This is a genomic window from Maricurvus nonylphenolicus (assembly GCF_042854845.1).
In the GTDB taxonomy this organism is placed as follows: domain Bacteria; phylum Pseudomonadota; class Gammaproteobacteria; order Pseudomonadales; family Cellvibrionaceae; genus Maricurvus; species Maricurvus nonylphenolicus.
This window is the reverse complement of the sequence record NZ_AP031498.1, coordinates 4717853-4731991: the sequence shown is the minus strand read 5'-3', so window position 1 is coordinate 4731991 and position 14139 is coordinate 4717853. Positions and strand designations below refer to the sequence as shown.

Below are 14139 nucleotides of genomic sequence, written 5' to 3'. Positions count from 1 at the left end.
ATAACTAATCGGCCAACATATTGTGACTACTGCATTGTTTTAATACGTCGTGAATCGAAGCGAGTGTTTCGCTGATCACTTGTTTGTCTTCCTTCGACTGCTGGGTGTCTTTCAGGCACCAGCGCGCGCCCACCCGGTAGATATGGTTGGCAATGTGCAGAAATTCCTTTTCCAGCAGTTCGGTGTCTTGCAGCTCGGCCGATACTTCATCCTTTAATTCATCCAGCAAACTGATCAGGTCGATGCTTGCCAGTCCGCTGGTATGTAAAAGCGTTAGCGCCTGATCGATGCGCTGGGCAAAGGATTCACCGCGGGCATCGAGGCTTAATTCCTGCAGACGATGTTGCAGTATGACCAGGAAGGCAAAGATGGCACCAATAGATACCAGCCGTTCTATGGCTTCATCGGATAGTTGCTGCGAATTACCTGCCTGGCACTGGGTTGGGCTGTCTTCAAATTGTGTGGCCAGGAGCAATCGGTAGGCAACCTGCAGAATCGGTAGCTGATAAATACTAATACTGGTGCGTAGATAGGGGATGGCTGCCGACAGACTGCCTTGCTCAGCACTTATGAGGCAGAGGCGGTCGGCCAGTGCCAGCAGTTGTCCCATTTGACTGGTATTGTTGCTGGTTTTACCGGCCGGGAAACCTATGCCCGCCGGGTGTTCGTGATGTTCAGCTACAGCGTGTAATACCTCTTCGGAGAATCCGCCAGCCTCAAGCAGGATGCTTCGCGACACACGTGGGTGTACGCCCAGGATTCGCTGTTCCTCGGCATTCAAAGGCGTGTCTTTCGTTACCAGTGTTTCATCCAGGTGAAGCAAACCCAGATCCCTAAACAGTGCGGCGCTAAATACCTGATAAATCGCTGTGCTCGGCCACTGAGCCGCCAGGGTCAAGAGTGCGCTTAACCAGGCGCCGAGCAGTGACATTTCAAACTGCGCCGGCAGTTGTGATTGCATAACACTGAGTTTCTGCAGTAGTACCCGTGGTATTGGCTGGCCCAGACAGAGGGTGTCTAGCAGCCCTTGGGCTTCTCGCTGCTCCGTAATGGCACGCAAATCAGCGTGTTTGGTTGATAGTGTTTGGAATGCCGTTAACAAATCCTGCGGAGTCAGCGCGTCTTCTAGCGCTATTGCCTCATCAATGGGCTGATCCAGCGTGTGCTCGCCTATCTTTGTCGCCAGTTTGGTGCTGATGCGCGAGCCCTTTTTGACCAGGAGCAGGCCAAATTCGTTGTATATATCCTGTTGGGCAATACACGGCTGCTGCTCGCTGGCACGGCCCAGGTGGCGAGTGTAGCTGTCGGGCGCGCGGGCGTTGTATTTCATTGGTCGTAGATTGGTCCTTAAACAGGTAAAGCTTCAATAAGCATAGCCCAGATAAAAACAGGCCTCAGAGATTCTTCAGGCAAGTCGCGCCTTGCCATAATTGATCACATTCTTGCCAGAAGATGGCCCGTTTGCCCCGGTAGCCTGGGATGATTTCTTCAAGGGAGATCATCATGCAAAAGCAGTTGGCGCTAAAAATTGTGATTATTTTTGCTATAGGAATGCTGGTATTAATTCCAACCAGTATGGTGCAGTACAAGATTTATGAGCGGCAGGGGTATCTAGAGCAAGCGAAATCCTCCGTGGCGCAAAGTTGGACAGGGAGTCAGTTAATTGTTTCACCGGTGTTGGTGATTCCCTATCGCGTGGGGGCAGCCGAGAAATCGGGCTTTTACAGCAGCAAAGAGTTACAGCAGGCCAGCGCCAAAACTTCTCAAAGATTTGAAATTGTTGTTCCGGATAATCTGCAGCAACAATTTACGGTGACGAACAGCAGTGTCTTTAAAGGTATTTATGAAGTGCCTGTTTACGGCAGTAGCCTGTCCATCTCTGGTGCTTTTTCTGAGCCGAAGCTGCAGCAAGCACTGGCCAAAATAAAACGCCAGCCTCGATTCGTCGACATCAATGAACCCTATTTGTCCCTGCATATTGCCGATATGCGAGGCATAGACCAGACACCGGAACTTACGCTCAACGGCAGTGCTGTTGCTTTAAGCCCTGGTAGTCAGATTGATGGGCTGGCATCCGGTTTACATAGTGCTCTGGGGGGAATGGATCGTTTGGCTAAAACTCTGGAATTCTCGCTGGACTTTTCATTGCGTGGTATGGGGAGCTTTTCCTTTATGCCTTTGGCGGACGAGGCAACGAGTAGTATGCAATCAAACTGGCCACACCCTGAGTTTATCGGTGCCTCACTGCCTAAAACCCGTGAAATAACAGCGGCAGGTTTTACGGCTAGTTGGAAGTCATCGCGTTTTTCCGGTTACGGGGCTGACCTGATGAGTCGTTGTGCTGGCGATGGACACTGCGAATCGCTGCGTAACGCGGCCTCGGGTGTGAGTTTTATTCAGCCGGTGGATATTTACCTGCAATCAGAACGATCCATTAAATACGCCATGCTATTTATTGGGTTAAGTTTTATCACCTTCTTTATTTTCGAGCATATTACCCGCCAACCCATTCACCCCATTCAGTATGCGTTTGTAGGCTTGGCGATTTCTGTATTCTATTTGTTGCTGATTTCATTGGCAGAACATATCGCTTTTATTTGGGCTTATACGATAGGTGTATTGTGTTGCTCGTCGCTACTGCTGTTTTATGTGCGTTATATGTTGCGTAGTCTGCGCTCAGCCGTACTGTTCAGTGCAATGATAGTTGCGCTGTATGGGGTGCTCTATGTCATTGTGCAGGCAGAGGATTATGCCTTGCTGATGGGATCTATCCTGGTGTTCCTGGTATTGACAGTGTTGATGTATGTTACGCGAAATATTGATTGGTACAGTATCGCTACCCCAGAACAGAGTGCAGATGAAAAGAATGCAAAAGAGCTGACGGAGTTAATCTGATACGGGTAAACCGTTTGGGTAATTATTGATCTCGCTGTCCCAGGCCTTGATTCTTGTGGCTTGGGACAACTTATCCACACCTTCTTCATAGAGTGATTCAGGTTTACTGTGGATGTTTTTCCTATTCGGAAAATCACAGTATCAACACTTCGTTTACATCACTGGTACCACTACCGCTGGGATTAGTTGCGCCACCGACGACATGAATACGATTATTAAAGCGTACTGCGCCTAAACCATGGCGGGGAGTGGGTAAACTAGGTAATGAAGTCCAGCGATCTTGACTCAGTGAGTAACGCCAGACATTACCAAAAACTTGCTCTTTAGGGGTGAACATTTCACCGCCAAAAACAATTATTCCGTCATTAACGGTTACGCTGGCCAAGCCTGCCTGAGGCAGGGGAAGTGGGCTGGCTTTGCGCCAGCGATCGTCATCAGGGTCGTAGATCTCAGTGGCTGACAGATTTCCCTGAGCGGTACGCCCGCCTGTAATAATCAATTGGTTATCCACCCAGCCTCCAGTGGCGCTGTTACGGGCAGTGGGAATCGGTGCTAATTGTTGCCATTGGGCGGTTTGCTTTTGATTGTCTACATCCCAGCGGTAGTGATGCTTAACTTCCCGGTGATCAGTACGCGAACTGTTCGCTTGTCCCAGTGGTGATTGGCCCGTGACTATGTGTACAGAACCGTCAGGCGCTTTGCTGACAACGCCTTCGGCTTGAGGTTGCGGAAGGTGGCCGCAAGGTTGCCAGCCCGACTCCGTTAGCTCATAGACGGAGGAGCGCATTTTCCAGATATGTGTATAAGCACCGTTAAAACCGCCAATCAAAAATAAGCGCTCTCCAGTGCTTACCAGTGCTGCATGATGTAGATTTTCTGGAAGTTCAGCTTCTTCGCGCCAGCTATCCTCTACCGGATCATAGCTGATACAGCGATTGGTAAAATACGGTATCCCCCATCGAGCAGCGATTCCGCCAGCAATATAGAGTCGGCCGTTATGTGCCGCCGGATAAATTTCCTGCAGGCGCAGCGGTAAGGCTTGGGCAGATTGCCATTTTTCTGTGCTATTGGTTTCCAATGCCTTTACCGTATGCGGGTAATTTATGAGGGCTGCCATGCAGGCAAGTTGGCGTAGGAAGTCTCGGCGTCGCACGGAATAATCTCTATATAGGACGGCTATAAGTGTAAGCCAAGTTCTGCATGAGATTCAAAGGAAGGTACGTATCAGCACGCGGCACATCAAGGTTAGCTTTACGTTAACTTATGGAGGGCGCTTAGTGAAAAGGCCCCCCCCTGTGGTCTTACACTGATACCACAACTTTTCCGGTCGCTTGGCCGCTAGCTAATCGATCATGTGCTTGACCTATCTCATCCAATCCGAATTCAGGTTTGTCGAGAATTGCGGTGAGATGCCCGGCATCTGCAATGTTAGTCAGTTCAGTTAAGATTCTGCCATGCTCCTCACGCTTAAAATCATGCAGCATGGGAATCAACATGAATACGACATGTATTGATAATCCTTTAAAGTGTGCCTGGGTTAAGTCGATCTCCAGCATGGAAACGGTTGTCGCTACTTGGCCATTTAGCGCAGCAGCTTCAAAAGAACTAAGCATGTTGGCACCGCCTACCGAATCAAACACCACATCAAATCCCGCGCCCTCGGTATATTGGCTAACGTAATCTGCCACGGTTTCTTGTCGGTAGTTAATGGATGTTGCGCCAAGTTGCTCAACCAATGCGACGTGTTCTTCGCGACCAATGGTGGTGTACACATCTGCCCCCATATGTTTGGCTAGTTGGACAGCCACATGGCCCACACCCCCGGCGCCGCCGTGAACCAGTACCTTCTGATCCTTACTGACGCCTGCACGTGTCAAACCTTCATAGGCGGTGATGCCTACCAGAGGTAATGCAGCTGCTTCACGCATGCTCAGTGATTTGGGTTTGTGGGCAATCAATCTGGCATCGGCCAGCATATACTCGGCGAGGGAACCCTGCAGATCGGCCAGGCCTCCTGCGCAGCCATAAACTTCGTCACCGGCTTTAAATGTCGTCACACCTTCGCCGACAGATTCCACCGTACCGGCGAAATCCATACCCAAAACGGCAGGCAGCTCGGGTGACAATGGCAATTCGTTACCCATTGAGCGAATCATCGTATCGACGGTATTTACACTGGTCGCCGCCACTTTGACGAGAACATACCCAGGTTTAAGTGTGGGCTGTGCTATCTCGTGGGCCTCAAAAACATCGCTGTCGCCGTAGGCGTTAATCATCATGGCTTTCATAGGGCTTTCTCGTCGTAGGTTATAGGCGCTAGGTATGTGGATATTGAATGGAATCAGTATACGTACCTGGATATCCTTTGATAATGCATCTATATTGCTAATCAGTTTTAATTATTTGTTGATAATACTGTTATGAATCTTGAGCATGTTCGCTTGTTTGTCCGCGTTGCGGCCCTGCATAACATCAGCCAGGCGGGTAAAGAGCTGGGGTTGTCGGCTGCGGTGTCCAGCGTCCATATGAATAAGCTGGAAGAAGTATTGGGGGTACGCCTGATTCATCGCACTACCCGCCAGGTGTCTTTGACGGAAGAAGGCGAAGCTTTTCTCCCCCATGCTGTGGAGTTGTTAGATAGTGTGGAAAGCGCTAGGGCATCCGTAGGCTCAGGTACCATTAATCCACAGGGTAAGTTACGGGTTGCGGCGCCAGCATCCTTTGGACGCTTGCACTTAGTTCCCGCCCTAGGGCAGTTCCTACAACAATATCCCGGTTTACGCGTCGACCTGCATTTGAGTGATAGTGTTATTGATATGGTTGAAGGTGGATTTGATATCGCTATACGAGATGCTGCCTTGTCTGATTCAAGCCTTGTTGCCCGTAAGCTGGCTCCTGTCAGTCGTATTCTATGTGCCTCGCCCAATTACTTGAATACATTTGGTGAACCCAAAACGCCACAAGCCTTAGCGCAGCATCAATGCGTCAACTTAATTGGGTTGGAAACATGGGCTTTTGAGGCACCGGAAGGCTCCATAAGTATTAAAACTCAAAACCGCTTGCGCACCGATAATGGGGAGTCCGCTCGAGACGCGGCAGTCAATGGGTTAGGCATTACACTCTGCTCAACATGGTGCTGCTATCAAGAGATTGAACGGGGGGAGTTGGTACAAGTTCTAAAGGATTTCCCCTTAGTGTCAGATACGGCTATCTGGGCGGTCTACCCAAGTTCTCGATTACTCGCGCCTAAGGTTAGAGCATTTATCGATTACTTGGCCGAGTGCTTTGGTGACTCGCCTTATTGGGATGGTGCATTCGGATAGCGCCTGCGTTTTATTATCAACAAAGAGAATAAAGTCATTTAAAAATTTCAAGATTATCAACAGGTAGGGCCGGGTATAAACTGCTCCTGAATTAACAAACCCAAGCAAGACGTGGTGAACTGACTAAGAGGATTTATTCGCATGAATAAAACGATTTTAATTACCGGTTCGACCGATGGTATAGGTTTAGCCACTGCCAAAACACTGGCTAAGTTTGGGCATACTGTGCTGTTGCATGGGCGTAGTCAGAGCAAGTTAGATTCGGCAAAAGCGCAATTGCTTGAACTTACCAGCGAGACCCAGGTAGAAACCTATTCGGCAGACTTATCCGTGTTAAGCGAAGTCGAGGCGTTAGCCTCAGAAGTCAGTGCTGGACACGATTCGCTAGACATTTTAATCAATAATGCGGGTGTATTTGTTGTGCCCGAAACCGTTTCGGTCGATGGTTTGGATGTGCGATTTGTTGTGAATACCATCGCGCCATACCTTCTAACGAAACGCCTATTGCCGTTGTTGGGCAAGTCAGCGCGTGTGATCAATTTATCTTCAGCCGCACAGGCTCCTGTTAATCCCGATGAATTAACTCGGCCAAGCTCGTTAAGCGATAGTGCTGTGTATGCCAAAAGCAAGCTCGCAATCACTATGTGGTCTATGGGATTAGCCTCTAGCTTGGTTGAAGGCCCTGTGGTTATAGCCGTAAATCCCGCTTCATTTCTCGGCAGTAAAATGGTTAAAGATGCTTATGGAAAGCAAGGCGGAGATTTACAAAAAGGGGCCGATATATTAGTCAGGGCGGCTCTTGCAGATGAATTCGCTCAAGCTTCAGGTCAATATTTTGATAATGATATCGGCCAATTTACATCGCCACATCTCGATGCTATGGATTCAGCTAATGTTAGCAATATGGTTAATAGTCTTGAGCAGATACTGATCAACTTCAACATAAAGAATACCCAATAAAGTATTCTGCTGTCATTGAAGGCTTGAATATGAAATTCACCGCACAGCTACTAATTGCTGTCCTCATATGTTTCCCGCACGTTTTTGCTGCGGATAAATCCTCCTCCTTAACGATCAGGCAAGTAGAGGATGTTCAATGGGGTTATTTAAATCCGTTACGTGGCGATAAAAGCCCAGGCGCTGCAGAGTTGTGGGGGGACCGCACTAAGGATGTGGCAACAGGTATGCTGGTTAGATTCAAGCCTGGATTTTCTTCGCCTGCGCATATCCACAATGTTACCTATCGCGGTTTGGTCATTGAGGGACTATTACATAATGATGACCCTAAGGCGGCAAAGGTATGGATGCCGCCAAGCTCATTTTGGACCCAACCCGCTGGCGACAATCACATAACTGCAGCTGCTGGGGATAAAAACTTAATATTTCTGGAAATTGATAGAGGGCCTTATTTGGTTAAGCCGTCTAACGCGCAATTCGATAGTAGAGAAACGGCAATCAATGTACATGCCTCTAACCTTGTGTGGTTGTCTGGAAACGAGCTAACGTTCATTGATAACGACAAGGTTGAAATAGCCATGCTCTGGGGTGGGACGAATTATGGTGAAGTTGGTGGGGCTTTGGTCAAGTTTCCTGCTGGCTTCAATGGGAAAATAGACGTTGAAGCCACTGAGTTTCGTGCGGTAGTTATTAAGGGTGGAGTGGTGCGCACAGATTCAGGTCAGCTGCATAATCTATCGGCTGGAAGTTATTTCGGGTCGACCGGCCAATTCGAGCACAAAGTCACTAGCGTTAAAGAGGTCTTGATATATTTTCGTACTGATGGTGTATATCGGATTTATTAGTTGAGGCTTTAAAGGTGAAAATAGAGAATGACTTGGTTTAGAGTAAACATCTCCTAGTTTAAATGATTCGTTGGAGAGTGAGGTTATTTCTTATTTATGTTTAGTAGAAAATATGAAGTGAATCAGATTATTTTTGAATATATTGAGCTTTTTATTGCGCAGAAGCATCTATGTGCTTTCTTGTCTACATGACACCTGTAGAACTAGATAGAAATTGTGCTTACTAAATATTTCGATTTTTGGTCAATGTTTAGTTGCTATTGATTATAAAGTTTACAGGTGATCATCTCGGGTATTGTGTTTACTTCTACTTTCTGACTTTCTGCTCCACTTAGTGTGAGTATAGGGCTTTGAGTTGAAGGTAGACTTTCAGTATCTATTTTTTCAGGCGTTGGATAATCTGGTAAGTGCAAGTGTAAAGAGTAGTATTTCCCTGATGCGATGTCTCTTATCTGATAAATTGTTATTTTGTTAAATTCTATAAGATTGATTTCGAGATTTTTACTTAATTTCCAGTAACCTAAAGCTGAAAGCGCCAGTTGCTCAAGATAAATTGTTTTTTGGTTTAAAGGTAGTTGGTAAAAGTTTTTCATTCATCGTCCTATTTTATTAAACACCTCATTAATCGTAAATACCAGGTAGCTGTGTATAATTCACTACCCGGCTGATTAGTATTGGCGCTAATGATTTATAGTGTTTGGTTGAAAATTGATCGTGCTATGATGGACAACATGACTTCATTAGCACCTTCATAAATTTCGCCAATTTTGCAATCCCGGTATATGGTCTCTAAAGGTCGTAGCTCACCCGTTGCGCCCAACTCCCGTACGAATCCCATCGCTCCACAGACTTGAATTGCATCACTTGCAATTTCTCGAGATAAACGAGTCGCATAGGTTTTGGCCATGGCACCAAGAGGTGAATCGGTTTTACCTGTGGTGTCTATTGTGTAGGCGGCTTTGTAAACCAGATTTCGGGCATTCTCAATTTTAATCGCATAATCGGCAAAAACGTTCTGCCAATGCTGCATATTTGATAAGGTTTTTCCGAAAACGGTTCGCTTTTCCATATAATCCGTGGCGTAATCAAATGCGGCTTGTGCCATGCCGACGCCCATGGAAGCAACCGCGACCCGTCCTTCAGTAAGGGCTGAAAGGGCAACGCGTAACCCTTTGCCCTTTTGTCCAATAACATTGGATTCGGGGACAAAAACATTATTAAAGTAAATGTCTGAGGTTAATTGAGCATGATTGCCCAATTTTTTATCGGGCTCACCAATAGTGATGCCTTCTGCATTAGTTTCCGTGAATAACATGGTTAAGCCTTCATCCGTCTTGCAGAGGAAGACCAGGAATTTGGCAACACAGGCATTGGTAATCCAACGTTTGGCTCCATTAATTATAAAGCCGCCGTTAACAGTTTCAGCTACAGTAGACAGCATGTGGGCTGAAAGGTCAGTACTGGCTGCAGGTTCGCTGGTTGCAAAGCTGCCTGTTACCTCTCCCGCCATAAGAGGAGGAAGAACCGTCTCAGCGATATGATCGGGACCATAACGCAAAATAGAGGCTCCCATAAGGGCTAAAGGTGCGTCATAAAGTGTGGCCGCTGCACCGTTAGAGAAGTAGGCTAACTCCTCTTCTACAACCTGAGAGGCGAGTACAGGGTATTCCAAACCGCGGCCACCAAATTTTTCCGGATAGGGGGTTCGGAGAAAATTAGCGTCCCCCAGCTTCTTTAAGAATTCCCAGGGGAAGTTGTTTTTGTCTTCTGGTGTTGTATTTAACGCGTGTGCTATGGGAGCTAACTCGTTAATTGCAAATTCTCGGGCTTCATGACGGATCGCCTTAGTTTCTTCAGGAAGCCATATATCTGTATAGAGATCATCTGCACGTCGTTTGGGGAGTTTATGTATGCTCATCGGGTAACCTCAAGAATCTATTGATTTGGACCGGCTAAAAGTGATATTGAGTAAAAAAAGCTGGCCCTGAGGACCAGCGAAAGTTTTGTTTCAACCTTGTAGGTAGGGTCTAAACAAAACCGAGGCAGAGAACTTGTTTCACTTTATACCCAGCCATGCAAGTCTTCTTCTGCAAAGGCAGCTATTAACTCACGGTGTCCAATACAATGAGTTGCGGCAGTAAAGCCTACTGTTTTATTTTTATCTTTCAGAATCCAGTCGGTAAGCTCAGCGGTAATAACGCCAGTTTGCAAGTAGGCTGAATTGGCATAAAAGGTTAAGTTCTTTCCAACAATGTTTCCGCGAGCCCATACAGAAATGACCGTACGGTTAACCTCTTTAATTTCACGTCCAGGTTCTTCCTTGCATATTTCTTCACCCCATTTGTTGGTCAATTCTTCTTTCTCTTCAGGGCTTAAAGTTGGGGCTAGTTCGGCAAACTCTTTCATTTTGCCAACAACCATTTCCATCATGGGGCGATTGGTGAAAGCGGTCAGTACGGAGCAGTTCTGTACACGTTCATCATCTTTGTACCAAATGGGTTCACAGCCACCGGACCATGGCAAGGCAAGTAATGGTTGATGGAAACCAGGAACAATGGTTTCAAAACCAGTAGCTTCAGGCCAGGGGACTAACTCGTTGTGCTCGAGTTTAAGCTGTTCATGGCAGCACATACGTAGAAAAGATTTGGTTGATGCCAGTGAGGGGTTGCCATTCGGTGCATAAACCAAATCAATAGAGTCAATTCCGGGTGTTTCCAGCGCATATTCAGCTACAATCAAGCCTGCATTCCACATCCAGGATGTAGCTGGGGCAAGTACCAGGTTGGCGTCTACAAATGCAGGACCATATTCTTCTTTACAGGTTATCACCCAATCTTGTTCGCCGGTGGTGTCCATGTAATGAGAGCCGCTGGCGAGGCAGGCTTGAACCACCTCATGGCCAAGTTGGGCAAAAGGACCGACAATATTAATAACGACTTTGACGCCCTGAAATAGCTCGGTAAGCGCTTCTACTGAATGATCAACTGCCTGGCATTGAACATTGACACGATCAATGTAGGGAACTTTCTCCATGGCAGCCTTTAGTTTGTCTTCATTGCGACCGGCAGCAATAAAGTCAATATTGTTTTTGGCCAAATATTCAGCGGCGAACTTTCCTGTATAGCCGTTGGCTCCATAGATTAAAACTTGGGGGGTGCTGGACATGATGGATTCTCCTCCAGTGATTTTTTGACGTTATACGATTTATGCGATTATCAATGATGGCTTTCAGCGAAGATGTTTGTTGCATCAGGATCAAAGGCCTCCAATAGAAAGCGCTCCTGGGGCTTTTCTGATGCTGTTTTAGGTATCTCGTTGACTAGCTGTATATACGAAGGCACAAAATTTTGTTCAAGGTTTTGGCGACATTCAGTAAACAGTGAAGATAGATTAAATTCCTCAGCATTGGTTGGAACTATTGCTGCAACAACATCTTTCTCACCTGGGGCCCCATTAGGAATGGGGACACCGTAAACAAACACGTCAAGTACACTGCTGTTCTCTGCAATGACCTTTTCGACGAACGCGGGATTAACAAAATCACCGTTACGACGTATGCCACCACCTTTACGATAGTGAAAGAACAGCCAGCCATCTTCATCCATATGCCCTATGTCACCCATGCGTAACCAGCCGTTGGCTGTTTTAGCGTTCGAGGCTTGGGGATTCTTATGGTAGTTAACGATTGGGGCCGTACCATCGGTATTTTTAAAACAGATTTCACCTGCTTCGCCGGGTTTACAGGGTTGATCTTCACTATCTCGAACGCAGCAAATAAGACTCGGCGGAGCCTTTCCTATGCTGCCTATTGGGCCTTCACCGGGAGGATTAAGGCTCAGCCCCCCTTCCGCAGCTGCATAGAATTCGTAGATCTCGACATTAAAGCGCTTGGCGAAATCAGCCCAGATAGCTTCCGGCATACCTGCGCTGAAAACATAGCGAACGGGGTTGTCAGCATCGTCAGGTTTCACAGGGTCAGCAAAGATGGCTGTTGTCATTCCGCCCAAAAGGTTAAATACCGTGCAGCCGTATTGACGGGTAATATCCCACAGACGAGATTTGGTAAACTTACGACTGATGACGCCCCGTAGACCCATTACAAGTACATTGCCTAAGGTGATTAGCTGGGCGTTGGCATGGGTCAGTGACAAACCGGTATAAGGCCGATCATTGCTTTGTAAGCCAATGGCCGCGCCTAAGGAGGCGACAGAAGCAAAACGGGCATATGGACCCAGGATTGCTTTGGGGTCACCGGTAGTGCCAGAGGTGTAGAGATACTGCATTGGCTCACTTGCATCGATAACTTTAACCTGGCGATGGTTATAGGGTTTATCAAGGATACTGGACAGAGCAGTAAAGCGTTGACCGTTGTTGGGAGTCTTTACATCAGATTCTTCGCTGTGGAGTACCCATACCCACTCAAGTAGTGGCAAATCCTCTTTCACTTCGAGCAAATGTGTTAACGCATAGTCTGCAACAATTACACCGCGGCATTCGGCAAAGCTCAGCATGTATTGCAGTTTCTGGCCTTTGGTACGTGGATCGATAGGCACATAGACTGTACCTTCGATAGAAGAGGCGACCATGGCATCCACAAACTCTGGATGATTCTGCATCAGCAAACCAAATCTATCGCCGCGTTGCATGCCTTCTGAGTCCAGGGCTTCAGCGATGCGACATCCATTTTCCCAAAGTTCGCGATAAGTGCGCGTTTCATCGGAAAAACTACCGTCATTTTCAACATTAACGAAAGTAAGCACATCCAGATCAGGTGTTTGTTCCGTCTTGTTTATAATAAGGTTGGCCAGGATTTGTAAATCGTTATTACTCATTCGATAAATCTCATTGTGAAGTTCTGGCAAATTTATTGGCAGCTAGACAAAATTGTCATCGTCATTGCCGCTGCGTTGGTGCCGATATAACCGCCACCGTTTTCCGCCAAACCTATACGAGCACCTTCTACTTGGCGTGCACCGGCTTCGCCGCGCAGTTGGTGCACAAGTTCTACGAGCTGAGCGACACCCGTCGCCCCAATAGGGTGACCTTTACGGACAAGACCGCCAGATGTGTTAACAGGAACTCGTCCACCTAACGCGGTGGCACCGCTTTGAAGAAGTTCTACTCCCTGGCCTTTGTTACACAGGCCCAAATATTCGTAATAGATTAATTCTGCTGCGGAAGCGGCATCATGCAGTTCAACACAGCTCATCTCTTCAGGACCTACAGATGCAGATTCATAGGCTAGCTGTGCGGCATATTCTGCCAAGTGGCTATCCCCTTCTTGATAATCCCAGCCGCTGGCAATCAGAGCGGAAGATACTTTCACCTGACGTGACATGCCCATCTGTCTGGCTTTTTTGGAGCTGACTAATACCGCTGCAGCCGCACCGTCGCCAATAGGTGAACACATTGGCAGCGTCAAAGGATCGGCTACGAGAGGTGCGTTGAGTACATCGTCAATACTTAATTTTTCTCTAAATTGCGCAAGTGGATTAAGGCTGCCATGAAGAGAGTTTTTTGAAGATACTTGGGCGAAATGCTCGACGGTTGCACCACTCTCCGCCATGTAGTCCCTTGCCATTGTGGCGTAAATATCCATAAACACGGAGCGTTTACCACCTGCGTCACAGAGGTCTACTTGTGCGCCGTGCTGTTGGGCATTGTTTGCTAATCGGGTGATAACACCGGCTTCATCTTCTTTATCAATGCAGCCTCCAAATACGGAAAAGATTTTTTCTTTGTCATTGTGATAAAGCTTTTCCATACCCACGACCAGTACGATGTCGTGCAAACCAGCAGTTATCATTGATGCTGCTTGGACAAATGCGGAAGATGATGATGCGCAGGCATTTTCCATATTTATCACGGGGATTTTGCCAATGCCCAATTCTCGCAAGACGACTTGACCGGGTATACATACCTGACCGGTAATGGTTCCGGCAGCCGCATTTCCTACATAAGCTGCATCCAATTGAGTTTTATCGATCTGGGCGTCCTTGAGTGCCTGGTTAACAGCTTCTTCTGCCAGGCTCTTTAAGCCGCGGTCTAAATGTTTACCGAAAGCAGTCATGCCAACGCCAGCGATATAAGCATCTTGTTTCATAGTTTTATCGCCAAGT

12 protein-coding genes are annotated in these 14139 nt (G+C 47.3%); 4 read left to right on the top strand and 8 right to left on the bottom strand.

Going from position 1 to position 14139, the window contains the following annotated elements; all coding sequences use genetic code 11:
• Positions 1 to 4 precede the first annotated feature (4 nt).
• A complete protein-coding gene (locus ACGHZ6_RS20540) occupies positions 5 to 1330 on the bottom strand; it encodes an HD-GYP domain-containing protein (RefSeq protein WP_390615910.1) in 1326 nt (441 codons plus the stop codon).
• A gap of 173 nt (positions 1331 to 1503) precedes the next feature.
• Between ACGHZ6_RS20540 and creD the strand changes: the two genes are divergently transcribed.
• The gene (gene creD, locus ACGHZ6_RS20535; RefSeq protein WP_390615909.1) at positions 1504 to 2895 is read left to right on the top strand and encodes a cell envelope integrity protein CreD; all 1392 of its coding nucleotides are present in this window, start codon (positions 1504 to 1506) and stop codon (positions 2893 to 2895) included.
• 133 nt (positions 2896 to 3028) lie between these two features.
• Here the strand turns inward: creD and ACGHZ6_RS20530 are convergent, their stop codons facing one another.
• Positions 3029 to 4012: a Kelch repeat-containing protein gene (locus ACGHZ6_RS20530; RefSeq protein ID WP_390615908.1), complete on the bottom strand. Its 984-nt coding sequence runs from the start codon at positions 4010 to 4012 to the stop codon at positions 3029 to 3031.
• 184 nt (positions 4013 to 4196) lie between these two features.
• Complete coding sequence (locus ACGHZ6_RS20525) at positions 4197 to 5183, bottom strand: zinc-dependent alcohol dehydrogenase family protein (RefSeq protein ID WP_390615907.1); 987 nt, start codon at positions 5181 to 5183, stop codon at positions 4197 to 4199.
• Between the two features lie 132 nt (positions 5184 to 5315).
• Between ACGHZ6_RS20525 and ACGHZ6_RS20520 the strand changes: the two genes are divergently transcribed.
• From ACGHZ6_RS20520 to ACGHZ6_RS20510, 3 genes are all read left to right on the top strand, one after another.
• Positions 5316 to 6218: a LysR family transcriptional regulator gene (locus ACGHZ6_RS20520; RefSeq protein ID WP_390615906.1), complete on the top strand. Its 903-nt coding sequence runs from the start codon at positions 5316 to 5318 to the stop codon at positions 6216 to 6218.
• A gap of 141 nt (positions 6219 to 6359) precedes the next feature.
• Complete coding sequence (locus ACGHZ6_RS20515) at positions 6360 to 7178, top strand: SDR family NAD(P)-dependent oxidoreductase (RefSeq protein WP_390615905.1); 819 nt, start codon at positions 6360 to 6362, stop codon at positions 7176 to 7178.
• Positions 7179 to 7207: 29 nt separating this feature from the next.
• The gene (locus ACGHZ6_RS20510; protein ID WP_390615904.1) at positions 7208 to 8020 is read left to right on the top strand and encodes a DUF4437 domain-containing protein; all 813 of its coding nucleotides are present in this window, start codon (positions 7208 to 7210) and stop codon (positions 8018 to 8020) included.
• Positions 8021 to 8277: 257 nt separating this feature from the next.
• Here ACGHZ6_RS20510 and ACGHZ6_RS20505 read toward each other — a convergent pair whose 3' ends face one another.
• The 5 genes from ACGHZ6_RS20505 to ACGHZ6_RS20485 all read right to left on the bottom strand — a co-directional run bounded on the left by ACGHZ6_RS20505 (position 8278) and on the right by ACGHZ6_RS20485 (position 14123).
• On the bottom strand, positions 8278 to 8613 hold the full coding sequence (locus tag ACGHZ6_RS20505) for a hypothetical protein (protein WP_390615903.1): 336 nt from the start codon (positions 8611 to 8613) through the stop codon (positions 8278 to 8280).
• 95 nt (positions 8614 to 8708) lie between these two features.
• The gene (locus ACGHZ6_RS20500; protein WP_390615902.1) at positions 8709 to 9938 is read right to left on the bottom strand and encodes an acyl-CoA dehydrogenase family protein; all 1230 of its coding nucleotides are present in this window, start codon (positions 9936 to 9938) and stop codon (positions 8709 to 8711) included.
• A gap of 143 nt (positions 9939 to 10081) precedes the next feature.
• Positions 10082 to 11185: a saccharopine dehydrogenase family protein gene (locus ACGHZ6_RS20495; protein WP_390615901.1), complete on the bottom strand. Its 1104-nt coding sequence runs from the start codon at positions 11183 to 11185 to the stop codon at positions 10082 to 10084.
• A gap of 50 nt (positions 11186 to 11235) precedes the next feature.
• Positions 11236 to 12852 (bottom strand): AMP-binding protein, encoded by a 1617-nt coding sequence (locus tag ACGHZ6_RS20490; RefSeq protein WP_390615900.1) that lies wholly within the window; start codon positions 12850 to 12852, stop codon positions 11236 to 11238.
• 32 nt (positions 12853 to 12884) lie between these two features.
• The gene (locus ACGHZ6_RS20485) at positions 12885 to 14123 is read right to left on the bottom strand and encodes a thiolase family protein (RefSeq protein ID WP_390615899.1); all 1239 of its coding nucleotides are present in this window, start codon (positions 14121 to 14123) and stop codon (positions 12885 to 12887) included.
• Positions 14124 to 14139 lie beyond the last annotated feature (16 nt).